This is a genomic window from Bradyrhizobium sp. USDA 4353 (genome assembly GCF_054063215.1).
Genome location: NZ_JBSSGB010000001.1, coordinates 4,257,266 through 4,282,096 on the forward strand (window position 1 = coordinate 4,257,266; position 24,831 = coordinate 4,282,096).

General features: G+C 66.9%; 23 protein-coding genes and 1 pseudogene. 21 read left to right on the forward strand and 3 right to left on the reverse strand.

Translation table 11 applies throughout. The features are described 5' to 3' along the window. Window positions 1-64: 64 nt before the first annotated feature. The 16 genes and pseudogenes from ACVILH_RS19060 to ACVILH_RS19135 all read left to right on the forward strand — a co-directional run bounded on the left by ACVILH_RS19060 (window position 65) and on the right by ACVILH_RS19135 (window position 16,766). On the forward strand, window positions 65-2,962 hold the full coding sequence (locus ACVILH_RS19060; RefSeq protein WP_456714258.1) for a flotillin domain-containing protein: 2,898 nt from the start codon (window positions 65-67) through the stop codon (window positions 2,960-2,962). Window positions 2,963-2,968: 6 nt separating this feature from the next. Continuing rightward, window positions 2,969-3,406 (forward strand): SRPBCC family protein, encoded by a 438-nt coding sequence (locus ACVILH_RS19065; protein WP_006609919.1) that lies wholly within the window; start codon window positions 2,969-2,971, stop codon window positions 3,404-3,406. 4 nt (window positions 3,407-3,410) lie between these two features. Beyond that, on the forward strand, window positions 3,411-3,854 hold the full coding sequence (locus ACVILH_RS19070) for an SRPBCC family protein (protein ID WP_456714259.1): 444 nt from the start codon (window positions 3,411-3,413) through the stop codon (window positions 3,852-3,854). Window positions 3,855-3,869: 15 nt separating this feature from the next. Continuing rightward, on the forward strand, window positions 3,870-4,691 hold the full coding sequence (locus tag ACVILH_RS19075; RefSeq protein ID WP_456714260.1) for an FAD binding domain-containing protein: 822 nt from the start codon (window positions 3,870-3,872) through the stop codon (window positions 4,689-4,691). Window positions 4,692-4,694: 3 nt separating this feature from the next. After that, window positions 4,695-5,171, forward strand: coding sequence for a (2Fe-2S)-binding protein (locus ACVILH_RS19080; RefSeq protein ID WP_456714261.1), 477 nt, complete (start codon window positions 4,695-4,697; stop codon window positions 5,169-5,171). Between the two features lie 12 nt (window positions 5,172-5,183). Then, window positions 5,184-6,749: a xanthine dehydrogenase family protein molybdopterin-binding subunit gene (locus ACVILH_RS19085; protein WP_456714262.1), complete on the forward strand. Its 1,566-nt coding sequence runs from the start codon at window positions 5,184-5,186 to the stop codon at window positions 6,747-6,749. 1 nt (window position 6,750) lies between these two features. After that, on the forward strand, window positions 6,751-7,773 hold the full coding sequence (locus ACVILH_RS19090) for a xanthine dehydrogenase family protein molybdopterin-binding subunit (RefSeq protein ID WP_456714263.1): 1,023 nt from the start codon (window positions 6,751-6,753) through the stop codon (window positions 7,771-7,773). Between the two features lie 6 nt (window positions 7,774-7,779). Continuing rightward, window positions 7,780-8,661, forward strand: a complete 882-nt coding sequence (locus tag ACVILH_RS19095) for an AAA family ATPase (protein WP_456714264.1) — start codon at window positions 7,780-7,782, stop codon at window positions 8,659-8,661. Beyond that, entirely contained in the window at window positions 8,658-9,776 is a 1,119-nt protein-coding gene (locus ACVILH_RS19100) for a VWA domain-containing protein (RefSeq protein ID WP_456714265.1), read from the forward strand. Before ACVILH_RS19095 ends, ACVILH_RS19100 begins: the two co-directional genes overlap by 4 nt. Continuing rightward, on the forward strand, window positions 9,773-10,660 hold the full coding sequence (locus ACVILH_RS19105) for an amidohydrolase family protein (protein ID WP_456714266.1): 888 nt from the start codon (window positions 9,773-9,775) through the stop codon (window positions 10,658-10,660). Before ACVILH_RS19100 ends, ACVILH_RS19105 begins: the two co-directional genes overlap by 4 nt. A 39-nt stretch (window positions 10,661-10,699) precedes the next feature. Further along, entirely contained in the window at window positions 10,700-11,548 is an 849-nt protein-coding gene (locus ACVILH_RS19110) for an MBL fold metallo-hydrolase (protein WP_456714267.1), read from the forward strand. A 9-nt stretch (window positions 11,549-11,557) separates the two neighbouring features. Further along, window positions 11,558-13,147 (forward strand): isochorismatase family protein, encoded by a 1,590-nt coding sequence (locus ACVILH_RS19115; RefSeq protein ID WP_456714268.1) that lies wholly within the window; start codon window positions 11,558-11,560, stop codon window positions 13,145-13,147. 3 nt (window positions 13,148-13,150) lie between these two features. Beyond that, entirely contained in the window at window positions 13,151-13,777 is a 627-nt protein-coding gene (locus ACVILH_RS19120; RefSeq protein WP_456714269.1) for an FMN-dependent NADH-azoreductase, read from the forward strand. 32 nt (window positions 13,778-13,809) lie between these two features. Next, window positions 13,810-13,962: pseudogene (locus ACVILH_RS19125) on the forward strand (amidohydrolase family protein); the annotation flags it as partial. A gap of 104 nt (window positions 13,963-14,066) precedes the next feature. Then, entirely contained in the window at window positions 14,067-14,516 is a 450-nt protein-coding gene (locus tag ACVILH_RS19130) for a (2Fe-2S)-binding protein (RefSeq protein WP_456714270.1), read from the forward strand. A gap of 12 nt (window positions 14,517-14,528) precedes the next feature. Further along, window positions 14,529-16,766 carry a molybdopterin cofactor-binding domain-containing protein gene (locus ACVILH_RS19135; RefSeq protein WP_456714271.1) on the forward strand — a complete coding sequence of 746 codons (2,238 nt, stop codon included), beginning with the start codon at window positions 14,529-14,531 and terminating at the stop codon, window positions 16,764-16,766. Window positions 16,767-16,826: 60 nt separating this feature from the next. On the opposite strand, the gene ACVILH_RS19140 is transcribed toward ACVILH_RS19135, so the two are convergent. Together ACVILH_RS19140 and ACVILH_RS19145 are read right to left on the reverse strand one after the other, a co-directional pair. After that, window positions 16,827-17,645 carry an alpha/beta fold hydrolase gene (locus ACVILH_RS19140; protein ID WP_456714272.1) on the reverse strand — a complete coding sequence of 273 codons (819 nt, stop codon included), beginning with the start codon at window positions 17,643-17,645 and terminating at the stop codon, window positions 16,827-16,829. An 80-nt stretch (window positions 17,646-17,725) separates the two neighbouring features. Further along, window positions 17,726-18,694, reverse strand: coding sequence for a GlxA family transcriptional regulator (locus ACVILH_RS19145; protein WP_456714273.1), 969 nt, complete (start codon window positions 18,692-18,694; stop codon window positions 17,726-17,728). 122 nt (window positions 18,695-18,816) lie between these two features. On the opposite strand from ACVILH_RS19145, the gene ACVILH_RS19150 reads away from it, so the two are divergent. Further along, complete coding sequence (locus tag ACVILH_RS19150) at window positions 18,817-19,611, forward strand: SDR family NAD(P)-dependent oxidoreductase (protein ID WP_456714274.1); 795 nt, start codon at window positions 18,817-18,819, stop codon at window positions 19,609-19,611. Window positions 19,612-20,142: 531 nt separating this feature from the next. Then, window positions 20,143-21,135 carry a LysR substrate-binding domain-containing protein gene (locus ACVILH_RS19155; RefSeq protein WP_456714275.1) on the forward strand — a complete coding sequence of 331 codons (993 nt, stop codon included), beginning with the start codon at window positions 20,143-20,145 and terminating at the stop codon, window positions 21,133-21,135. 42 nt (window positions 21,136-21,177) lie between these two features. Here the strand turns inward: ACVILH_RS19155 and ACVILH_RS19160 are convergent, their stop codons facing one another. Continuing rightward, window positions 21,178-22,059 (reverse strand): LysR substrate-binding domain-containing protein, encoded by an 882-nt coding sequence (locus ACVILH_RS19160; protein ID WP_456714276.1) that lies wholly within the window; start codon window positions 22,057-22,059, stop codon window positions 21,178-21,180. A gap of 109 nt (window positions 22,060-22,168) precedes the next feature. On the opposite strand from ACVILH_RS19160, the gene ACVILH_RS19165 reads away from it, so the two are divergent. The 3 genes from ACVILH_RS19165 to ACVILH_RS19175 are packed head-to-tail and all read left to right on the forward strand — an operon-like array spanning window position 22,169 to window position 24,794. Beyond that, on the forward strand, window positions 22,169-22,918 hold the full coding sequence (locus ACVILH_RS19165; protein WP_456714277.1) for an SDR family NAD(P)-dependent oxidoreductase: 750 nt from the start codon (window positions 22,169-22,171) through the stop codon (window positions 22,916-22,918). A gap of 14 nt (window positions 22,919-22,932) precedes the next feature. Further along, window positions 22,933-23,781, forward strand: a complete 849-nt coding sequence (locus tag ACVILH_RS19170) for a transketolase (protein ID WP_456714278.1) — start codon at window positions 22,933-22,935, stop codon at window positions 23,779-23,781. Continuing rightward, a complete protein-coding gene (locus tag ACVILH_RS19175) occupies window positions 23,781-24,794 on the forward strand; it encodes a transketolase family protein (RefSeq protein ID WP_456714279.1) in 1,014 nt (337 codons plus the stop codon). The genes ACVILH_RS19170 and ACVILH_RS19175 overlap by 1 nt, the downstream gene beginning before the upstream one ends. Window positions 24,795-24,831 lie beyond the last annotated feature (37 nt).

A 24,831-nucleotide genomic window follows, 5' to 3' on the forward strand; every position in this document is an offset into this window, starting at 1 on the left:
GAGATCCGGCAGCGATGGCGCCTGGCGCCGCGCCCGCCGGACAGAAGACTGAAGGAGGAATGCAATGTCCGGGGCATTGATCGGTGAGCTGATCCTGTGGCTGATCGTCGCGATTATCGTGATCGTGGTCGCCGTCTACATCGTCAACTGGCTGTACCACCGCTCCTCGAAAGAGGTGTCTTTCGTCCGCACCGGCTTCATGGGCGAGCGGGTCGTGATCAATGGTGGCGCCTTCGTGATGCCTTTCATTCACGACTATACGCCGGTCAACATGAACGTGTTGCCGATGGGCATCACGCGCGCGAGACAGGATGCCGTCATCACCCGTGATCGCATGCGGGTCGACGTCGAGGCCGATTTCTACGTGCGTGTGCAGCCGACCCGCGAGGCGGTGTCGATCGCGGCCGCGACGCTCGGCCGCCGTACCCTCGAACCGGAAAAGCTGCACGCGCTGCTGTCCGGCAAGTTCATCTCCGCGCTGCGCTCGGTGGCGGCGGAAATGACGATGGAGCAGATGCACGAGCAGCGCGGCGACTACGTCTCCCGCGTGAAGGCCGCCGCCTCCGAGGCGCTGGCCCAGAACGGCCTCGAGCTTGAATCCGTCGCGATCACCGATCTCGACCAGACCGATCTGGAGTTCTTCAACCCGTCGAACCGGTTCGACGCCGAAGGCCTGACCCGGCTGATGGAGGACATCGAGAGCAAGCGCAAGCTGCGCAACGACATCGAGCAGGACTCGATGATCAAGATCCGCACCCGCAACCTCGAGGCCGAGCGCGAGGCGCTGGAGATCGAGCGCGAGAGCGAGACGGCGCGGCTGGAGCAGGAGCGCGACATCGAGATGCGCCGCGCACTCCAACGTACCGAAGTCGCGCGCGAGCGGGCGCTGCGCGAGACCGAGGCCGAGCAGGCGCAGATATCGGCGCGTGAGGCGATCGAGAAGGCGCGCATCGCCAATGAGCTGACCATTGCTGAGGCGCGGATCGCCGCCGAGCGCGACACAAGGCAGCGCGAGATCGAGCGGACACGCGCGGTCGAGGAGCGCGAGCTCTTGGCGCGCGAGGATATTGAGAAGGCCCGCATCGCCAACCAGCGCGCGATCGACGCCGCCCGCATCGAGTCCGAGCGCGAGGTGCGCCAGCGCGACATCGAACGCACCCGCACCATCGAGGAGGCCGAGATCGCCGCGCGCGAGGCGGTCGAGAAGGCCCGCATCCAGCAAGATCGCGTCGTCTCCGACGCCCGCATCGCCAATGACGAGGAGACGCGGCGGCGCGAGATCGAACGCACACGCGCGATCGAGCAGGCGGAAATCGCCGCGCGCGAGGCGACCGAGAAGGCGCGCATCGCGCAGACCATGATCGTCAACCTGGAGCGCATCAGCTCCGACGAGCGCACCCGCGCCACCGAGATCGCTCAGGTGCGCGCCATTCAGGAAGCCGAGATTGAGGCGCAGAAGGCGGTCGAAGCCGCGCGCATCGCGCGCGAGCAGGCGCTGTCGGCCGAGCGCATTGCCGCGGAGCATGCCACGCGCAAGCTGGAGATCGAGCGCAACCAGGGCATCGAGATCGCTGGCATCGCCGCGCGCGAGGCGACCGAAGCGAGTCGCATTGCCCAGGAGGAGCGCGTTCGGGCCCTGGAGATCGCTCGCGTCAGGACCATCGAGGAGGCCGACATCGCCTCGCGCGAGGCGATCGAGGCGGCGCGGATCGCGCAGGAGCAGGCCGTTGCTGCCAAGCGCATCCTCTCCGAGCAGGAAACGCGCAGCCTGGAGATCGCGCGCACCGAAGCCGTCGAGGCAGCCGATCTCAAGCGGCGTGAAGCAGTGGAGCGACGCCGCATCGAGGTTGAGCTGGCGCTGGAGGCCGAGCGCATCGCCTCGTCGCGGACGCGCGAGGTGCTCAACATCGATCAGAAGAAGGCAATCGAGCTCGCGGATGAGACGCGCGTCATCGAGCTCGCCGCCAAGCGCGCCGAGCGCATCGATGCCGACCGCCAGGTCAAGGAAGCCGAGATCGTCGCGCGCAAGCAGGTCGAGACCGCCGACGTCTCGCGCGAGCAGGCGCTGGAGGCGGTCCGGCTGGAGCGCCGCCGCGCCATCGAGCAGTTGGAAGTCGCCCGCGTGCAGTCGCTGCAGGAGGCCGAGATCGCCGCCCGCGAGGAGGTCGAGCGCGCGCGCATTGCCTCGGATCGCGGCCTCGACGAAGCGCGCATCGGCCGGGAGCGCGAGCTGCGCAAGCTCGAGGTCAACCGCGAGAAGGACGTCGAGACGGCGCTGATGGAGAAGGCGATCGCGCTCTATCAAAAGTCGCTGGAGGAGTCCGCAGCCAAGGTGACCGCCGAGGAGGCGCGCACGCGGGCCACCGAGGCCGCGGAAAAAGTCATCACCGCGCGCGAGAGCGAGATCGCTCGTCGCCGCAAGACGGTCGAGGTGCTGCTCGCCGAGAAGCAGGCGGAGGAGACGCGGATCGCCGCTGAGGCCGAGCGTGTCCGCGCCGCCGTCGAGGCCGAAGCGCAGCGGCTGCTCAACGAGGCCGAGAACGTGCTGACCGACCAGGCGCGATATTCGCTGTTCCGCCGCAAGCTGCTCGACCGCATCGAGGGCATCGTGCGCGAGAGCGTCAAGCCGATGGAGAAGATCGAGGGCATCCGCATCCTCCAGGTCGACGGCCTCAACGGCCATGGCGGCAACGGCAATGGCGGCCGCAGCGCGACCGACGAGGTGATCGACTCCGCGCTGCGCTACCGGGTGCAGGCGCCGCTGATCGATTCCATTCTCTCCGACATCGGCGTCGAGGGCGGCAGCCTCGCCAAGATGCCGGGCCTGATCCGCGAAGCCCGGGACATGCAGGGCATCCGCAAGGACACGGCGGCGCGCAAGGACGCGGGTGCAGGTGGCGGAGGAGGTGAGGCCAATCCATCCGAGTCGCCGTCCGATCGCGGCCCGCGCAAGAAGGGCTGATGCGAGATGGCGAGGGTTTACGTCTCCACTGTCGTCAATGCGCGCAATGATCGGGTGTGGGCGCGCGTCCGCGATTTCAACGGCCTGCCGAACTGGCATCCCGCGATCGCCGAAAGCCGCATCGAGGGCGGCGAGCCCGCCGACAAGATCGGCTGCGTCAGGGATTTCCGCTTACGCAACGGCGATCGCATCCGCGAGAAGCTGCTCGGCCTGTCCGACTACGACATGTTCTGCACCTATTCGATCCTGGAATCGCCGATGGGCGTGTCGAACTACGTGGCGACCTTGCGGCTGACACCGGTCACCGATGGCGACAAGACGTTCCTTGAATGGACCGCCGAGTTCGACTGCGCGCCGGAGCGCGAGGCTGATCTGGTCGGCTCGATCGGCGGCGGCGTGTTCCAGGGCGGCTTCGATGCGCTCAAGCGCGCCTTCGGAGGCTAGCGCCGTGCCGCACGTCGTCAAGAGCACCATCATCGACGCGCCGACCGACCGGGTGTGGGAGGTGCTGCGCGACTTCAACGGCCACGATCGCTGGCACCCGGCGGTGGCGACCTCGGCGATCGAGCGCTCGCAGACCTCAGACAAGATCGGCTGCGTCAGGCGCTTCCGGCTCCAGGACGGCTCGGAACTGCGCGAGCAATTGCTCGCGCTGTCCGACCTCGAACAGAGCTTCAGCTACTGCCTGCTCGATACGCCGATCGCGATGTTCAACTACGTCGCGCATGTCCGGCTGCTGCCGGTCACCGATGGTGACCGCACCTTCTGGCATTGGGAAAGCCGCTTCACGACTCGTCCGGAGCAGGCCGAGGCTCTGATGCGCATGGTGGCGGAAGACATCTACCAGGCCGGCTTCGAGGCGATCCGATCGCATCTGAAGCAGGCGGCATGACCAAGAGGTGAACCGATGCCGGTGACGGTCAGGACATTCCAGGCGCTGAGCGAGGCGGCAACCGCGCTGTCGTCCGATCGCGCCGCGCGCTATCTCGGCGGCGGCACCTTGGTGATGCGCGATCTCAACGAGGGCGACGTCTCGGTTGCGACCGTCGTCCGCGCCACCGACCGCGCCTTGCAGGGCATCGAGGCCGCCGGCACCCGTGTGCGCATCGGCGCCGGCGTCACCTTCGCGCGCGTGCTGGCCGAGCGCGATCTCACGTTTCTGCATCCGGCGGCGCGTTCGATCGGCGGGCCGGCGGTGCGCAACATGGGCACGGTCGGAGGCAATCTGTTCGCGCCGGCGCCGTTCGGTGATTTCACCGTGGCGCTGCTCGCGCTCGACGGCATGGTCTCGATGCAGGGCGGCCTCGGCCTGCGCGAGATGCCGCTCGAGGAATTCCTCCAGGCGCGCGACCGCCAGGCGGGAGCGCTGGTCGTTGCCGTGTCGTGCATCAGGCCGGCATCCGCCGATGCGTTCCGTTATCGCAAGATCGCGCGGATCAAGCCCAAGGGCGGATCGGTCATCACGCTCGCTGCGCATCTTCCGCAGAGCGGTGGCCGCGTGACCGGCGCGCGCATCGCGTTGGGCTCGATGGCGCCGACCGCCATCCGCGCCAAGGCCGCCGAGCGTGCGCTCGACGGCCGTCCGCTCGATGCCAGCGCGATTAGTGCGGCTGCGGCCGCCGCCGGCGAGGGAACGGCGCCCACCGACAATTCGCTGGCGAGTGCGTGGTACCGACGCGAGGTGGTCGGCGTGCATCTGCGGCGGTTGTTGTCGGGACAGGAGAGCTGAAGCGTGGCAAAGACTCCCTTGCAATTCCGTCACAACGGCCGCGACGTCGCGCTGTTCGTCGATGGCGGCACCAATCTTCTTGTCGTTCTCCGCGAGATGCTCGGCGACGTCACGCCAAAATTCGGCTGCGGGCAGGGCGGCTGTGGCGCCTGCACCGTGCTGATCGATGGCGAAGCCCATCTCTCGTGCCTGACGCTCGCCGAGACCGTCGAGGGCCGCGCCGTGGAGACGCTCGACGGCATCAAGACCGGCCCGAACCTGCATCCGCTGCAACGCGCCTTCGCCGAAGGGTTTGCCGCGCAATGCGGCTATTGCACGCCGGGCATGCTGATGGCGGCCAAGGCGCTGCTCGACCGCAATCCGCAGCCGAGCCGCGAGCAGGTAGTGGAAGCGATCTCCGGCAACATCTGCCGCTGCACCGGCTACGAGCCGATCATCAATGCCGTGCTGGCCGCGGCGGCGTCGCGCGCAAGCGCCTGAGGGGAGAACGTCATGCTGGAATTGCGCAAGGACATCTTCGCCGACGAGCGCGACGACAATCTCAACGAGGTCGGCAAGGGGACCCAGCGCCAGGACATGCTGGGTCACGTCACGGGCACCTCGACCTATTTCAACGATCACAAGCTGCAGGGCATGCTGCATGTCAGGGTCGTGAGGTCGACGCAGCCGCATGCAAGGCTGCGCCGCATCGACACCAGCGAGGCCGAGCGCAGCGAAGGCGTCCGGCGGGTCATCCGCGGCGCCGACGTGCCGCGCAACCTTAACACGCTGCTCAGCCTGATCAATTTCGGCAAGGACGATGAGCCGACGCTGGCCGTCGACAAGGTGCGCTATCGCGGCGAGCCGATCGTGGCCGTCGTCGCCGAGACCCCACGCCTCGCCGCCGAGGCGGCGGCCAAGGTGCACGTCGACTATGAGACTTTGCCGGCGGTGTTCGATGTCGAGGAGGCGTTGAAGCCCGGCGCACCCACGGTCAACGAGACCTACCCGAAGAACACCTTCACCTATCACGAGCGCTACGACCACCAAAAGCTGCGCTTCGGCGACGTCGAGCGCGGCTTTGCGCAAGCCGACCACGTGCTGGAGCAGCGCTATCAGATGTCGCCGATCGAGCATGCGCCGGTCGAGACCAACGGCTCGATCGCGGCTCCCGACACCAACGGGCGCTACGTCGTCTACACCTCCACCCAGGCGCTGTTCTTCTCGCTCGACACCTGCGCCAAGATCCTCGATCTGCCGTCGAACACCTTCCACTTCATCGGCGGCACCGTTGGCGGCGGCTTCGGCGGCAAGGTCGACACCATGACCGAGCCGCTCGCGATTCTCGCGGCGATGCTGACCGGGCGGCCGGTGCGCTACGTGTTCGGGCGCGAGGAGGAGATGCAGTTCGGGCCCCCGCGCGGCGCCGAGCGGATCTACATCAAGGACGGCGTGATGCGCGACGGCCGCATTGTCGCGCGGCAGATCCGCGGCTTTTTCGACTCCGGCGCCTATACGCGGCTGTCGAGCTACGCGGTCGTCAAATGCGCCGCGCATCTTCCTGGGCCGTATACGATCCCGAACGTCCATGGTGACATCTACTGCGTCTTCACCAACCGCACGCCGGCGACCGCGATGCGCGGCTTCGGCATCACCGGCATGGACTTCGCGCTCGAATGCCAGATGGACAAGCTCGCGCATCTCATCGGCATGGACCCCATGGAGTTCCGTATCCTCAATGCGTACCGCGACGGCGACATGAAGGCGCATCGCCGCGAGGCCAAGAACACCGCGCTGATCGAATGCGTGCAGGTTGCGGCCGAAAAGGCCAAGTGGCCGATCCGGGAGGAATTCCGCCGGATGTCGTCGCGCAAGGACGGCGGCGGCGCGCGTGCGGCTGTGCCGTCGACGCCGCGTGAGCCCGTGCAGCCGCGGCCCGCGCCGGCGCAGCAGCGCACCAGCTACGATCGCGGCCTTTCAGCGCCGCCGCCAGAGCCGCCGCCGCCACACAGCCCGGCGCCATCCTCGTCGCATGGCGCGACGCGGTTCTCATCGGTGTTCGGCACGAGGAGGCGCTGAGATGGCGAGGCACCGCGGCCGCGGCATGGCGGCAATCAACTATCCGATCGGGATGAATCTGGGCGGCGATCCGAGCCAGGCGCTGGTGCATTCCAATCCCAGCGGCAAGTTCACCGTGGCGCTGTCGTCGATTGATCTCGGCCAAGGCATGAAGTCGGTGACCCGGCAGATCTGCGCCGAGACGCTCGGCGTCCCGGTCGAGGACGTCTATGTCGACACCGCGGACTCCGACACCGGCCCGCATTGCATGGGCTCGTTCGCCTCGCGCGGCACCCATCGCGTCGGCAACGCGGTCATGGCTGCGGCGAAGGAGGCGCGCGGCGTCATGATGGAGGCAGCCGCCGAGGAGCTCGAAGTCAACGCTGGGGATCTCGAGACCGACGGCCGCGGCAACATCCACGTCAAGGGCGCGCCGCATCGCTCGATATCGGTGAAGGACGTCGCGATCGCCGCGCAGTTCCGGCAGGGCAAGACCATCTCTGGGCGCGGCATCTTCCTGGTGCCGCTGTCGGACGTCGATCCCGAGACCGGCGAGATGTCGCCCGCGACCTGTTATGCGCATGCCTGTCTGGTCGCCGAGGTCGATGTCGATGACGAGACCGGCGAGATCGGTGTGGTCAGGATGGACTCGGCCTATGAGCTGGGCCGTGCGCTCAATCCACGACTGGTCGAACAGCAACTGGTCGGGGGCGCCTGGATGGGGATGAGCCATGCGCTGTATGAGACGACGGAGCCGTATTATCCCGATCCCAGGCAGGGCCCGCGCGACTTCGTCGAATATCTGATGCCGGGGCCCGGCGACATCTGTCCGCACGACATTGCCGTGCTGGAACGTCCGGCGCCGGATGGTCCGTTCGGTGGCAAGGGCCCTGGCGAGATGTGCGCCAATCCCGTGCTGCCGGCGATCGCCAATGCGATCTTCAATGCGGTCGGCGTGCGCATCGACGAGCTGCCGATCACGCCGGAAAAAGTGCTGCGTGCGATCAAGGCCCAGGGCGGCGCGCGGCCGCAGACGCGGCGGTGACGGCGCATGGTGGTCCGCAGCAACATCGTCGGCATCGACTCGCCGCAAGCGCTGGAGAAGGCGCTGCGTGCGGCCTATTACCTCGCCGATGACGGGCTCTCCACTGCTGCTTATCTCGCGCTCGCGCTTGGCAAGCCGTTGCTGCTCGAAGGCGCGCCCGGCGTCGGCAAGACCGAGGCGGCGAAAGCGATCGCCGCCGTGCTCGGCCGCAAGCTGATCCGGCTGCAATGCTACGAGGGCATCGACGCCGCCGCCGCGCTCTATGAGTGGAACTACCCGCGCCAAATGCTGGCCATCCGCCAAGCCGGTGAGGAGAGCATCGACATCTACGGCGAGAGTTTTCTGATCGAGCGGCCGATGCTGGCCTGTTTGCGCGCGCCCGACTCGACGGTGCTGCTGATCGACGAGATCGATCGCGCCGACCAGGAGTTCGAGGCGTTCCTGCTCGAGTTCCTGTCCGACTTCCAGATCTCGATCCCTGAGCGCGGCACGGTGCGTGCCGCCGAGCGGCCGATCGTGGTGCTGACCTCGAACCGGACCCGTGACCTGCATGAAGCGCTGCGCCGCCGATGTGTCTATCATTGGATCGACTATCCCGATGCGGAGCGCGAAGCGCGGATCGTGATGATGCGCGCCTCCAGCGTCGCCGAGGCAACGGCGCGCGCCGTGGTGTCGGCGGTGGCGAAGCTCAGGCGTGAGCCGCTGAGCAAGGCGCCGGGGATTGCCGAAGCCGTCGACTGGGCCGAAGCCGCGACCTTGCTGAACCGGACCGGGGCGCGCTGGCCGGATGCCTTCAAGCGCTCGATCGGCGTCGCCTTGAAGGACGAGGAGGACCTGTCCTTCATCGCGCCGCGGCTCGACGCGCTGCTCGCGGAGGCGACGACATGAGCGAGCTCCGCCTGCCGCGGGCCACCGAGATCTTCGTCACCTTCGCCGCGCTGCTGCGGCGGAACGGCTTTGCCGTCGCGCCCGAGCAGACCACGGCCTTTCTCGCCGCGATCGAACTGCTCGGGCCAACCAGTCTCGACGACATCAGGCGTGCGGGAGCCGCGACCTTGGCGCCGCCGCCGGAGCGGCTTTCCACCTACCATCTGTTGTTTGACATCCATTTCGGCGTGAGCGAGGCGACGGCGCTCAGCGAGAGCGATCAGCAGGACGACGTCATCCGGCTGCAGGAGGAGGGCGACGACGGCGTCGATCCCGATAGCGCCCAGGAGCACAACGAGTCCGGTCTCGCGGCCACCCAAGCCGAGGCGCTGGTCGCGCGCCGTCTTGCGGCCACGAGCAGCGGCAATGCCTTGCAGCGTCTCGCGCGGCAGGCGCGTGCAAAACTGCCGAAGCGGCGCGGCCACCGGCGGATGCGCGCGCGGCGCGGCAGCTTCGTCGACCTGCGCCGCACCTTGCGCGAGAGTGTGCGTCGCGACGGCGAGGTGCTGTCGCTGCGCCGGCTGAAGCGGCGGCCGAGGCTGCGCCGGCTGCTGCTGTTGATCGACGTCTCCGGCTCGATGAAGGCGCGCACCGAGGACAACATGCGGCTGGCGCATGTGCTGGTGCAGGCGGTGCCGCAGGCCGAGGTGTTCACCTTGGGCACGCGGCTGACGCGGGTCACGCGGCCGTTGCGGCTGAAACGCCGCGAGCAGGCGCTGCTCGCGGCCTCGCATCTGGTCAGTGACTGGGATGGCGGCACGCGGATTGGCGAGGCGCTGCAGGCCTTCCTCGCGGTGCCGCGCTTCTCGACCTACGCCCGTGGCGCAGCGGTCCTGGTGATCTCCGATGGGTTGGAGCGCGGCGATCATCAGGTGCTCCGGGAGGCCGTCTGGAAGCTGTCGCTGCGGGCCTGGCGCGTGAGCTGGCTCACGCCGCTGGCGACCGGACCCGGCTTCAAGCCGCAGACGGAGGCGCTGCAGGCGATCGCGCCATTCGTCGACGACATCGTGCCGGGCGGCTCGGACGATGCCATCGTCGCGCATGTGCTGTCGCTCGCGCAAAGGAGGGCGGCATGAGCGGATATGTCGATGCGCATCATCACATCTGGCGTCAGGCCGATCTGCCGTGGCTGGTCGGACCGATGCAGCCGCGGATCTTCGGGCCGTATGAGCCGATCCGTCGCGACTATCCGATCGAAGAATACCTGGATGATATCGCTGGCACCGGCGTGACGCAGTCGGTCTATGTCCAGACTAATTGGGGCAGGGACGGTTTCGAGGACGAAGCCGCGTGGGTGCAGCGGACCGCCGACCAGCACGGCTTTCCGCACGCCATCGTCGCCTATGCCGATCTCACCGTCGAGGACGCGCGGCCGCAATTCGATCGTCTCGCGCGCTATCCGCTGCTGCGCGGTGTTCGGATGCAACTGCATTGGCATGAGAACCCGCTGTATCGCTTCGCTGCGTCTCCCGATCTCTGCAACGATCCGACCATCCGCGCCAATATCGCGCGGCTGGCCGACTATGGCTGGTCGTTCGACCTGCAGGTGTTTGCGGGACAAATGGCCGGCGCTGCCGCGCTGGCCGAGAGCTGCCCGTCCGTCACCTTCATCCTGCAGCACGCCGGCATGCTGGAGGATCTTTCGCCTGAAGGACGCCAGCAATGGCGTGCCGGCATGCAACGGCTGGCGGCCTGCCGCAATGTCGTTAGCAAGCTGTCGGGCCTCGGCACCTTCATCCGCCGCGACGATCCCGCCCACGTCGCCGAGATCGTGCGGGACACGATCGAGATGTTCGGCGCCGACCGCTGCCTGTTCGGCTCGAACTTTCCGATCGAAAAACTCTGGACTGATTATCGCGCGCTGGTCGCGGGCTACGAAGAAGCGATCAAGGAGCTCGATGAGCGCGCGCGAGCCCTGGTCATGGGAGAGACCGCGCGGCGGGTCTATCGGCTGGGATGACGCTGCGCGCAACGACAACAAAAGCAACAGGGAACGCTCATGGCGCTGGAAATCAAGGTTCTCGACTATGGTGATATCGAGCTGGAATCGAGCTTCCTCGTGCTCGGCCGCGATTGCGGCCGCACCCGCCGGGTGCTGACGCTCGGCTTCCTGATCCTGGGCGGACCGTATCCGGTCGTGGTCGACACCGGCTATCGCTCCAACCAGATCATGGAGACGCTGGGGATGCGCGGGCTGCAGTACCATGAGAACATGATCGAGAACCAGCTGGCGCGCCACGGCGTGCGCATGGGGGACGTGCGCTATGTCTGCCACACCCATCTGCACATCGATCATGCCGGCAAGGACGATCTGTTCCCGATGAACACGACGGTGGTGCTGAACCGCCGCGAGCTGGAATATTCCGTGTCCGGCCTGATGCATCCGCAATATCCCGCGCCCGACATCAAGCACCTGATCGACCGGCTGCACACCAAGAGCGCGCTGCGCTTCCTCGATCTGGAGCTGACTGGCGCGGTCGAGCTGATGCCCGGCGTCTATTGTGAAGCCGCCAATGCCCACACTGAGGGCTCGATGAACATCCATGTTCATACGGCCGACGGCATCGCCACGATCTGCGGCGACGTCATCTACGATTTCAACGATCAGATCGTGACGCCGTTCAACGAGATCCAGGACGGCGAGCCGCGCACGACCGGCAATCACGGCACCAGCAAGCGCGCCGAGAAGGCCGCGATCAAGAAGCTGCTGTCGAGCTCGCGCTATTTGCTGCCGATTCACGATCGCCCTGCCAAGATCGAGGGCGGCATGGTGACCGGGCGGCTGCACGACCAGGTGCCGGGTCCGCTCGTGCAGTCCCTGCCGCAGCGGCACTGGTTTCCGGCGTGAGGACGAGCGATGACCCACGTCACCTTGCGCCCTGAGTTCGAGAGCCTGATCGACCCCTACGCGCCCGTGGCGCAGGTCGCGACCGGCTTCGATTTCACGGAAGGGCCGATCTGGCATCCGGCCGAGCAGTTTCTGCTGTTCTCCGACATGCCGGCCGATATCCGCCGCCGCTGGGACGCCAAGCGCGGCGTGGTCGAGATGCGGCGACCGTCGAATAAATGCAACGGCATGACCTATGATGCCGAGCTCAACCTCATCGTCTGCGAGCATGCAACGTCGTCGCTGGTGCGCGAGCGGCCCGACGGGCGGCGGGAAATCCTGGCGTCGCATTTTCAGAACCAGGAACTGAACAGTCCGAACGACGTCTGTGTGCATTCCAGCGGTGCGATCTATTTCTCCGACCCCTGGTATGGCCGCATGCCGGTCTTTGGCGTGGAGCGGCCGCGCCAGCTCGGCTTTCAGGGCGTCTACCGCGTGCCGCCGGGAGGCGGCGCGCCGCAATTGCTGGTCGACCGCCATCTGTTCGATCAGCCGAACGGGCTGTGCTTCTCGCCGGACGAGACGCTGCTTTATGTCAATGACACGGTGCAGGCTGTCATCCGCGTGTTCGATGTCGGTAGCGACGGCAGCCTGTCGAACGGCCGCGTCTTCGCCAGCGGCATCCGCTCCGAGCTGGAGCCCGGCGTGCCCGACGGCATGAAATGCGACCAGCGCGGCCATGTCTGGGTCACCGCGCCCGGCGGCGTCTGGGTCTATGCACCCTCCGGCGAGCTGCTCGGGAAGGTGCGCGTGCCGGAGCTGGTCGCCAATCTCGCCTGGGGCGGTCCTGACTTTCGCACGCTCTATCTCACGGCGACCCATTCGGTCTATGCCATCGCGACCAAGGTCGGCCCCCGCCACGAGCCCTATATGAGCGCGCGTCGCACGGCCGGACCCACGTCGGCCGTATCGTCGTCGTCGACAGCACCAGTGGGACCGCAGCTGGCGTCCGGCGACATGCAGCTCGACCCGCGGCGCTGTGCGATGATCATCCAGGACCTGCAGAACGACGTCATCATGGATGGCGGCGCCTTCGCCGACTCCGGCGCGCCCGGGCATGCCAAGCAGCAGCGCGTGGTCGACAATGTGCGGCGGCTGGCCGAGGTCGCCCGCGCGCGCGGCGTCGTCATCATCTTCGTCTGGTTCGTGGTCGAGCCAGGCGCGCCCGGCGTGACCTTGAACGCGCCGCTGTTCGAGGGGCTGGTCGACAGCAGGGCGATGGTGCGCGGCAGTTGGGGCGCAGCGCCTGTGGCGGGGCTGGAGCCGCGCAGCGGCGACTTCGTCGTCGAGAAGATGCGGATGAGCGCGTGGGAGGGGACGAAGCTCGAGACCATCCTGAAGGCGACGGGGCGCGACGTCATCATCAATACGGGCGCGTGGACCAACATGTCGGTCGAGCACACCGCGCGCACCGGCGCCGACAAGGGCTACTTCATGGTGGTGCCGGAGGATTGCTGCTCGACGATGAATGCGGACTGGCACAATGCTGCGATCAACTTCGCCCTGCAGAACGTGTCCGTCGTCACCAATGCCGATGCGGTGATCAAGGCGCTGGGGTAGGGGATGCCCAAGCTGTTTCATCTCGTGGCTTCGCCGCGCGCCGACTCGGAGTCCTCCGCCGGCGCGCGGGCCTTCCTCGATCGCTTCACGCAGGCGCGGCCGGGCTTCGACATCGATGAGATGAATCTGTGGCGCGAGCATCTGCCCGAGTTCGAGGGCGAGATCCTGCAGGCCAAATACGCGCGGATGGGTGGACGCACCTTCACCGACGCCCAGCGCGCAGCGTTTGCAGTGGCCGAGCGCATGGCAGTGCGGCTCGATCTCGCCGAGCGGGTCGTGATCTCGACGCCGATGTGGAATTTCGGCATCCCTTACAAGCTCAAGCATTGGCTCGACATCATCAACCAGCCCGGCCTCACCTTTCGTTTCGACCCTGTCAGCGGCTATCTCCCGCTGTTGAAGGATCGTCCGACGCTGGTGATCCTGTCGAGCGGCGGAGATTTCTCGACCGGGATGAGCCGCGGCCGGACGGATCTGGCGACGCCCTATCTGCGCGAGGCGCTCCGCTTCATGGGTCTGCGCGACGTCACCTTCGTCGCGATCGGACCGACCAGCGGGCCGGCGGAGCACACCGGCGCGGCGCGCGAGCGCGCCCACCGCCGTCTCCTGGACATGGCCGCGCGCTTCTGAGCGGACGCTCCCATCCCAGCTCATGATGGCGCAAGATCATGGCCTCGGGCGGAGTGGCGTCGCCGACCGATCCGGTCGGCGCGTTCGGCTCGTCCGACGACGAGATCCGCGCCATCGTCACCGAGGCGAGAGGACGCGGCACCTATGTGCTGGCGCATGCCTGCGGCCAAGCGTCGATCGGCCGCGATGATCCGTCACGTCATGATGTCCGGAATTGCCGGACATTTGTCATGCGATAACGGCTCCTTCGCCTGTATCCTGATCCCTTCACATCGAGGTGCAGACCGTCATGACGAAAATTCACGTGAACGGCCGCGACTACGAGGTCGCGGCGGAGGCCGATACGCCATTGCTCTGGGTGCTCAGGGATACGCTTGGGCTGACCGGCACCAAATATGGCTGCGGCATCGCGCAATGCGGCGCGTGCACGGTCATGATCGACGGCCAGGCGACGCGGTCGTGCCAGGTGCCGCTCGACAGCATCGGCTCGGCTGTCATCCGCACCATCGATGCGATCGAACAGGATGGCATCGGGCGCAAGGTCGTGGAGGCCTGGGTGGCCGATCAGGTGCCGCAATGCGGCTATTGCCAGTCCGGGCAGGTGATGGCGGCGACCGCGCTGCTCAAGCAGAATCCGAAGCCGTCGGACGCCGACATCGCCGATGCCATGACCAATCTCTGCCGCTGCGGTACGTATAACCGCATTGCTGCCGCGATCCGTCGCGCGGCCCAGGCCTGAGGAGACCTCGTCATGAATGCTTTCCTCAAGACCGATTTGTCCGCCGCGCTGCCGTTGATCTCGGCGCAGGGCGTCACCAATTTGTCGCGCCGCCGCCTGCTCGGACTTGGCGCGGGTGCCTTCGTGCTCGGCACGCTGCTGCCGGCGTTGCGCGCGGAGGCGCAGAGTGCTGGATCCGTGAAGCCCGGCACGCGCGTGCCGGCATTCCTGGTCATCGGCAAGGACAACACGATCAAGCTGCTCAGTCCGTTCGTCGAAGGCGGGCAGGGCATCAATACCGGTCTCGCCCAGATCGTCGGCGAGGAGCTCGACGTCAATCCGAGTCGCTTCGAGGTCGAGTGTGCGCCGCCCGGTCCCGACTACGCGATCATCAACGGTCTGCGGTTGACCGGCGGCAGCTTCTCGACGCGATCGAGCTATGAGGTGATGCGCAAGCTCGGCGCCAGCGCGCGCGAGATGCTGATCCGGGCTGCGGCGGCCAAGCTGAATGTCAAGCCGGACACGCTGACGACCGAGGATGGTCAGGTCATCCACGCCGCGTCGAACCGGCGCGTGGCCTATGGCGAGGTCGCCGAGCAGGCGCTCGCCTTGACGCCCGCCGACAACGTGGCGCTGCGCGATCCAGCCACCTTCCGCTACATCCGCCAGCCGATGGCGCGGCTCGATGTTCGTGCCAAATCGACCGGCAAGGCGGTTTATGCGATCGACCAGAAGCTCGATGGCATGCTGTACGCCGCCATTCAGCATGCGCCGGTGCTCGGCACCGAGCCTGAGCGCATCAGCAACGAAGCCGCGGTCAAAGCGATGCCCGGCGTCGATGCCGTGCACAGGCTGCCGGGCGCGGTCGCCGTGACGGCCGACAGCTGGTATCGCGCGCGCAAGGCGGTCGAGGCGCTGGACGTCGCGTGGTCCAAGGCGCCGGCGAGCGGCTTCGATGCGGTCGCGGCGGACTACTCCTCGGCGGGCCTGCTCGCCGCGCTGAAAGCATCCGACGCGAGTGGCGTCTCCGCGGAGAAGGACGGCGATGTCGCGGCGGCCTTTGCCGGCGCTACCACCATCGTGGAAGCCGAGTACGACGCGCCCTATCTCGCGCATGGCCAGCTCGAGCCGCCGTCGTCGATGGCGCGCTTCAATCCCGACGGCTCGCTCGAATTGTGGGTGCCCAACCAGATGCCGGAGCTGTTCCAGGGCATCGCGGCCAAGGTCGCCGGCATCGCGCCGGACAAGGTGATCCTGCATTCGCCGATGCTCGGCGGCTTCTTCGGCCGCCACTTCGCCTATGGCTCGTCCAATCCGTTCCAGCAGGCGATCCTGCTGGCAAAGGCGACGCAGCGTCCGGTCAAGGTGCTGTGGTCGCGCGAGGAGGAGTTCAAGATGGACGCGCTGCGCCCCTTGAGCTTCAGCCGCTTCAAGGCGGCGCTCGACAAGGACGGCAAGCCGACCGCGATCCAGGTGCGCACCGTCGGCGAGGGGCCGATGGGCCGCTGGTTCGGCGTCACCGCCGGCGGCAAGGTCGACAGCTCCGCGGTCGAGGGCATCGTCGAGAAGCCCTATGCGATCCCCCATCGCAGCATGGAATATGCGAAGTTCGCGCACCCCGTGACCATCGCGTTCTGGCGCTCGGTCGGCCACTCCATGAACGACTATTTCTACGAGGGCTTCCTCGACGAGATCGCCGATGCCGGCAAGCAGGATCCGTATCAGCTGCGCGTCGCGTTGCTGAAGGACAGACCGCGCCATCTAAAGCTGCTGGAGACGGTGGCGAAGATGTCGGGCGGGTGGAAGCGCGGACCGTACGAGGTCGACGGCGGCAAGCGCGCGCGCGGCGTGGCGCTGGCCTCGCCGTTCGGCTCCGAGACGGCGACCATCGCCGAGGTCTCGCTGAAGCAAGGTGAGGTGCAGGTCCACAATCTCTGGATCGCGTTCGATCCCGGCAGCATCGTCAATCCCGCGATCGTCAAGTCGCAGGTGGAATCGGCGGCGGCGCTCGGCCTGTCGGCGGCCCTGTTCGAGGAGCTCGTCTACAAGGACGGCGTCCGGCAGTCGCATAATTTCGACGACTATCCAATCCTGTCGCGCAGCGCGATGCCGAAGGTCACGGTCGAGATCATCGAGAGCGGCGCGCCCATGGGCGGTGTCGGCGAGCCGGGCCTGCCGGGAATTGCGCCGGCGGTGGTCAATGCCGTCGCTGCGCTGACCGGCCGGCACGTGCGCAGCCTGCCGCTGGCGAAAGCGAAGCTCGGCGTTTGATACAAGTCTGTCACTCAGAAAAGTCTGCATCCCGGCACAGCGTGCCGGGATGCTTTGTCGTCAGCGCGTGAGAAATCTGTCCACTTCGGCCGCGAAGTCATCGATCTCCTGAAACAGGAAGGCGTGGCCGGCGTCCGGATACAGTACGAGCTTGGCGTCGGGCGCCTGCTGCGACAGCACGTAGGAGCGATAAGCCGGCAGCATCACGTCATGCGCGCCGTTCGCGACCAGCATCGGCATGCGCAGCTCCTTCGCCCGATGCAGCACGCCGGGCCAGGTCGAGATCGCCTTGACCTGGGCCATGAACGAGGCCGCCGTCACCTTCGGCCCGAGCTGCAGCTGCGTGGCGATGCGCGCCAGCGAGGCGCGTCCGGCGGCCACCGCCGTTTCGGTTTCCGGATAAAACAGAAACAGGAAATCGTCCGGTCCGTTCTCCGGCTTGGTCATCACCTGCGCGACGCGCGGATGCGCCTGCGGTCCGTCCGCGATGGGACCGGGGCTCGATCCGGCGACGATCAGCCGGCGCACCAGCTGCGGTGCGTCGAGCGCGAGCTGCTGGGCGACCACGCCGCCGAGCGACCAGCCGAGCACGTCGGCTTGGCCAAGCCCGAGCAGGCTGATGACCTCGGCCGCAACGGCTGCGATGCCGCCGATGCTGTCCGGCACCTCGCCTTCGGAGCGGCCGATGCCTGAGCTATCGAAACGGATCACGCGGCGCTCGGCCGCGATCGCCTGGATGAAGGCGGGGTCCCAATCGTCCATGGTGCCGCGAAAGCGCTGCAACAGCAGCAGCGGCACGCCGGCGGCTGGGCCGTCCTCGCGCCAGGCGAGCTTGCCGCGTGAGGTGGCCAGCCAACGGATGGTGACGTCGTCGCTCATGATCTCTCTCCTCGGTACGTCCGATGAGAGGAGAGCGTAGGAGAGGCGAGCGACGCCTCAAACGACGCGGAAGCGTCGATTCAGGACACGTCACCTGCCGCTTCCTCAGGCTCGCCGTCGATCAGCCGCAGGCTGCGGCGCAGACTCTGCGGCGGCTGACCGAAGAAGCGCAGGAAGGCGCGGCGCATGCGGTCGCGATCGGCAAAGCCGGTGTCGCGCGCCACCACATCCATCGAATGGCGACCATCCTCGAGCATCGCCTTGGCCGCCTCGAGCCGCAGGCGCTCGACGGCTTTGGCCGGTGATTGTCCGGTTTCCTCGCGGAAGATGCGGCTGAACTGGCGCGGGCTGAGGCTCGCGGCTTCGGCGAGCTCCTCGACGCTCAGCGGGTTGCGCAGGTTTTCCTTGGCGTAAGTGAGCGCACGGCGCACACGGTCGGAGCGCGGCTCGAGCTCCAGCAACGCCGAGAATTGCGACTGTCCGCCGGGGCGGCGGTGATAGACGACGAGGCGGCGCGCCACGGCGCGCGACAGCTCGGCGCCGTGGTCGTCCTCGATCAGCGCCAGCGCGAGGTCGATCGCCGCGGTCATGCCGGCCGATGTCCAGATGTTGCCGTCGGACACGAAGATGCGGTCGTCATCCACTCTGATCGTGGGGAAGCGCCGCTGCAGATCGCTCGCATGGGCCCAATGCGTGGTCGCGCTGCGGCCGTCGAGCAGGCCGGCCTCGGCCAGCAGGAATGCGCCGGTGCAGACCCCGGCGACGCGGCGGGACTTCTCACCAGCCTCCGCGATATAGGCGCGCAGTGCGGGACTCGCCGGTCGCGGCAGCAATTCGCCGACGACCATGAGCGTGTCGGGAAAATCGCCCAAGGGCTGGGTGTCGATGCGCACGCCCAAGGTCGAGCGGATCGGGCCGCCGTTCTCGGACATGATGTTCACGCGGTAGATCTGCTCGCCTTTCTGGATGTTGGCGAATTCGAACGCGGTCGAGGCCGCCACGCCCATGATCTGGAAGCCGTCCTCCATGATGAAGCCGATCTGACGCAACGCGATACCCCTGATGTCTCGATTTGCCGTTTTTATGTCGTTTGAGACATATAGGCCCAGCGCTACCTTCCCGCAACGCAACAAGCTCCGCTTCTGGCGGACACGAGAAGGGAAATCCAGCCATGACCAGCCAGACCAAAGGCACCGTCCTTATCACCGGCGCCTCCTCGGGCATCGGCGCCGTCTATGCCGAGCGGTTCGCCGCCCGCGGCCATGATCTCATCCTGGCCGCCCGCAACCAGGATCGCCTGAACGCGATCGCCGACAAGCTGACCACACGCCACGGCGTGAAGGTGAACACGGTGACCGCCGACCTCACGGCGCGCGACGATCTCGCCAAGGTCGAGGCGATCCTGACGACGGACGCCTCGATCACCCACCTCGTCAACAATGCGGGCTTCGGCAGCGCCGCGCCGCTTGCCAGCGCCTCCGTCGACGAGATGGAGAAGATGGTCGCGATCAACGTGACAGCGCCGTTGCGGCTGACCTACGCGGCCGTGCCGCAATTCGTCGCGCGCAAGCAGGGCACCATCATCAATATCGCCTCCATCGTCGCGATCGGGCCGGAGGTTTTGAACGGCGTCTATGGCGGCACAAAATCCTTCGTGCTCGCCTTCAGCCAGTCGCTGCGCAAGGAGCTCGCGGGCACCGGCGTGCATGTGCAGGTCGTGCTCCCCGGCGCGACCGGCACCGAGTTCTGGGACATCGCCGGCCTGCCGGCGAGCAACCTGCCGAAGGACTGGGTGATGACTGCGGCCGATCTGGTCGACGCCGCGTTGCGCGGGCTCGATCGCGGTGAGTTCGCCACCGTGCCATCGCTCGCCGACGGCGCCGAGTTCGACGCCTGGGAAGCCGCGCGTCAGGCCATGCTGCCGCATCTGTCGAGCGCGGTGGTTGCCGAGCGCTATCGCGCCTGATGCGAGTTGGGCTCAGCCACGCGCTGGGCTCGCACAGGCCGTGGCTTCGGCAAGCAATTCATCCGAAGAGACGGTCAGACCTGCCGCCGATAGCCGGATGATATGGCCGCTAGCTCAAATCCGTATTTCCGGCGGCCATTGGCGATGACCTCGCTTGCGTACCGAAATACGTTCGACAGCGGCATGCAGGCGCCAAGCCATGCATGCCGCTCGGATGGCATGCAGAGTGATCTGACGCCCCGTCGAGCGGGGATGGAAGCGAAGGGCTGTAGACAGCGGATGCGCGCGTGGTCTCATTGTTTCAACCAGGAGCGCATCGTCTTCGCGCTCACGGTGTGCGAATTCGCGCCCAAGACGTAGGGCTGGGGCATCGCCGCCTCTGCGCGTGAGCCCGCGCGTGGCTGCAATGCGCGTGCGTGCCGGGCTCGCTTGACAGCCTCGTGATGCCGCTGATCTATAGCTTTGCTTGATCATGTGTGTGGTCGCCATACAGAAAAGATATGGCGCACGTACAGGAATGTCGGGACGGAAATGGACCTGCGGCAGCTTCGCTATTTCATTGCGATCGTCGAGCAGGGCTCGTTTTCCAAGGCGGCCGAGACCCTGAACGTCGCCCAGCCGGCGCTCAGCCTGCATGTCCGCAACATGGAGGCCGAGCTCGGCTCCGCGCTGCTGTTTCGCAGCCCGCAGGGCGTGGTCGCTACTGAAGCGGGCGAGATCCTGATCCGCCACGCGCGCATCGTCATCGATCAGCTCTCGATCGCGCGGCACGAGATCAAGGGCCAGGAGGCGGAGCCGTCCGGCGAGGTGCGGCTCGGGCTGCCCGGCACGATCAGCCAGATCCTGTCGGTGCCGCTGATCATCGAGGTGCGCAAGCGCTTTCCCAAGATCAAGCTGTGCGTCGCCGAGGCGATGAGCGGCTTCGTCACCGAATGGATTCGCGAGGGCCGCATCGATCTCGCGGTGCTCTATCAGCCCGTCAGCGACGGCGCGTTGAGCTCGTCGGAGGTGATTACCGAGGAGCTCTGGCTGCTCGGCCCGATGAAGCCGCCCTCGGGCGTCAAGCCGCCGGCCTCGGGCGTCGTGGCCTACGCTGATGTCACCCAGCTTCCGCTGATTCTGCCGAGCGCCGACCACGGCCTGCGCATGCTGCTGGAGCGCGAGGCGGCGGCGCGCGGCCTGTCGCTCGACCCGGTGATCGAGGTCGACTCCTACGCCAACATCAAGGGATTGGTCGAGGAGGGGATCGGCTATTCGGTTTTGCCTTACAACGCCATCGCGCGCGACGTGCAGAGCGAGCGTCTGTTGGCCTGGCCGATCAAGCAGCCGGAGATCAAGCGTTCGGTGCACCTCGCTCATCCGGTCGACCGGCCGCTCAGCCACGCGGTATCGAGTGTCCATTCGCTCTGCCGCGCGACCCTGCTCACGCTGGTCGCGACGGGCAAGTGGAACGGCGCGCGTGCCTCGAACGGTGCAGCAGCGGCCGATGAAGTGGTGGGCCGGTCCACCGCCAGGAAGCGATGATCACGCGCTGCGATGATGTCAGCCCGTCGAGAATGAGCCGCGTCAGCCTTTCACGCTGAGCTCTGATGTAATCCAGTCGGCGAAGGCGCGCACGGCCGTACGCTGGTGTGCGTTGCGTGGAAACACCAGGCGATGACCGACGTAGCGCACGTCGTTGGCCCGGCCCGCCAGCGGCGCCACGAGCCGCCCTGAGGCGAGCTCGCGCTCGGCCAGCAGGGTGGATTCAAGAGCGACGCCGAGGCCTTCGGCTGCGGTCGCCAGCGCCAGGAAGCTGCGGTCGAAACGCATGCCGTGAAGCGCGGGGGCCTCGAGGCCGTTGGCGGCGAACCATTGATGCCACTGCACCTGCTTCACGTCGGAGCGGATCAGCGTCCGCTCCAGCAGGTCGGCGGGCCGCTTGATCGTCGCTGCCAGCGCCGGCGCGCATAGCGGCGTCACCGTCTCCTCCGCGAGCGGAACGACCTCGACACCCTCGGCATGCGACTGGCCGTAGACGATATCGATGTCGAAATCGTCGTTCTTGAAGCGTGCGTAGTCGGTGTTGGCCGACAGCCGGACCTCGAGCTTGGGATGCGCGGCGAGGAAGCGCGCCAGTCGTGGCGTCAACCATTGCGCCGCGAAGCTCGGCGCTGAATGGACGCGGACCAGTTGCGGACCGCGCGCGGCGACCTCTTCGAGGCCGCGGCGCAACTGGTCGAAGGCGGCGCCCGCATGGCGCATCAGGTTCTCGCCGGCAGGCGTCAGCCGCACGGAGCGGGCGGTGCGCTCGAACAGCACCGTGCGCAAGGTCGCCTCCAGCTTGCGGATGGCGTGGCTCACCGCGCTGGGCGTCAGGTGAAGCTCATTCGCTGCATCGCGAAAAGAACCGGTACGCGCAGCGGCCTCAAACGCCTTGATTGACGAGATCGGGACATTGGACAGCATGTCATGAGTGAACCAGATTCATCTATCCGTGACAACTGCGCGTTTGTCGCCGCCGCGTCGCCCCGCCATGGTCGCGCCCAACACAACGACACTTTGGGAGGACTGAAGGATGCTGCTCAGCGGCAAAACGGCGATCATCTCGGGCGCGGCGTCAAAGCGCGGCATCGGGCTCGCCACCGCGCGGCGGTTCGCCGCCGAAGGGGCGCGCGTCGCCATCCTCGACATCGATGCAGCAGCGGCAGCCGATGCGGCGACGACGCTCGGCGATCAGCATCTCGGGCTCGGCTGCAACGTGGCCGACAAGAGCTCCTGCAACGACGCCGTCGCGCAGGTCATCGCCAGGTTCGGCGTCATCGACATCCTCATCAACAATGCCGGCATCACCCAACCGGTCAAGCTGCTCGACATCACGCCGGACGACTGGGATCGCATCCAGGACGTCAATCTCAAGGGCGTGCTGTTCCTGTCTCAGGCGGTGATCCCGCATATGCGGGTGCGCAAGCAGGGCTCGATCGCCTGCATGTCGTCGGTGTCGGCGCAGCGCGGCGGCGGCATCTTCGGCGGCCCGCATTACTCCGCCGCCAAGGCCGGCGTGCTCGGCCTCGCCAAGGCGATGGCGCGCGAGTTCGGCAATGACGGCATTCGTGTCAACTGCGTCACCCCGGGCCTGATCGGCACCGACATCACCGCGGGCAAGCTGACGGACGAGATGAAGGCCAAGATCCTCGAAGGCATTCCGCTCAACCGGCTCGGCACCGCCGACGATGTCGCCGGCATCTACACGTTCCTGGCGTCCGACCTCTCCGCCTACGTCACGGGCGCGGTGATCGACGTCAATGGCGGCATGCTGATCCACTAACAAGGTCTGAGACGATGGACACCGCAACCAATCGGCTCGTCAACGCGCCGAGCCTGGCGCAGCGCGCCTACAACATCCGCCGCCATGCGCTGCGCATGGGGGAGGTGCAGGGGCAGGGCTACATCGCCCAGGCGCTCGACATCTCCGACGTGCTGGCCACGGCCTATTTTCATGCGATGCGTTACCGGCCCGAGGATCCGAATTGGGAGGAGCGCGACCGCTTTCTGCTGTCGAACGGCCACTATGCGATCGCGCTCTACGCCGCGCTGATCGAGGCCGGCATCGTGCCCGAGGCGGAGCTCGAGACCTATGGCAGCGACGACAGCCGGCTGCCGATGTCCGGCATGGCGTCCTACACGCCGGGCATGGAAATGTCGGGCGGCTCGCTGGGCCTCGGCTTGAGCATCGCCGTCGGCATGGGTCTCGGCCTGAAGCGCAAGAAGTCGTCCTCGCGCGTCTATACGCTCTTTTCCGACGGCGAGCTCGACGAAGGCTCGGTGTGGGAGGCGATCTCGTCCGCCAGCCACTACAAGCTCGACAATCTGATTGCGATCGTCGACGTCAACAATCAGCAGGCCGACGGTCCGTCGACGCAGGTGATGAGCTTCGAGCCGCTGGTGGACCGGCTAGAGGCTTTCGGCTGGTTCGTGCAGCGCGTCGACGGCAACGACCTCGATGCGGTCGTCGCCGCCTTCGACACCGCCAAGATGCTCGACGCGCCGAAGCCGCGCATGATCGTCGCCGACACCTTGATGGGCAAGGGCGTGCCGTTCCTCGAACAGCGCGAGAAGAATCACTTCATTCGCGTCGAGCCGCATGAATGGCAGCTCGCGATTGCCGCGCTCGACGCCGGGAGGCCCTGATGAAATCGACGAGACCCGCACCGGATCTGAGCAAGCCGCGCCTGACGACGTCGGCGATGATCGCCTCGATCGCGTCCGAAGGTCAGCGCACCAAGCCGGCGCCGTTCGGCCATGCGCTGGTCGAGCTGGCGCGCAGCCGGCCTGAAATCGTCGGCATGACGGCCGATCTCGGCAAATACACCGATCTGCACATCTTCGCGAAGGAATTCCCGGACCGCTACTACCAGATGGGCATGGCCGAGCAGCTGTTGTTCGGGGCCGCGTCCGGCCTGGCCGCCGAAGGCTTCATGCCGTTCGCGACGACGTATGCGGTGTTCGCCTCGCGCCGCGCCTATGACTTCATTCATCAGACGATCGCGGAAGAAGATCGCAACGTAAAGATCGTCTGCGCGCTGCCCGGCCTGACATCCGGCTACGGCCCGAGCCACCAGGCGGCGGAGGATCTCGCGCTGATGCGCGCGATGCCGAACATGACCGTGATCGATCCCTGCGATGCGCATGAGATCGAGCAGGTGGTTCCGGCGATGGCCGAGCATCAGGGCCCGGTCTACATGCGGCTGCTGCGCGGACAGGTGCCGCTGATCCTCGACGAGTACGACTACACATTCGAGCTCGGCAAGGCGAAGCTGTTGCGCGACGGCCGCGACGTGCTGATGATCTCGTCCGGCCTGATGACGATGCGCGCGCTCGAAGCGGCAAAGGCGCTCGCCGACGATCGCGTCGATGTGGCTGTCCTGCACGTGCCCACGATCAAGCCGCTCGATGCCGAGACCATCCTGCGCGAGGCTGGCCGCTCCGGCCGTCTCGTGGTGGTCGCTGAGAACCACACATTGATCGGCGGTCTTGGTGAGGCCGTCGCCGGCCTGCTGATGCGGTCTGGGGTGCATATGCCGTTCCGGCAGATCGGCCTGCCCGATGCGTTCCTCGACGCCGGTGCGCTGCCGACGCTACACGACCGCTACGGCATCTCGCTCTCGGAGGTCGCAAGGCAGGTGAAGGGCTGGCTCAAATAGAGCGGCCGATCGCTCGCATTCATCGCCGGCGCTGCGG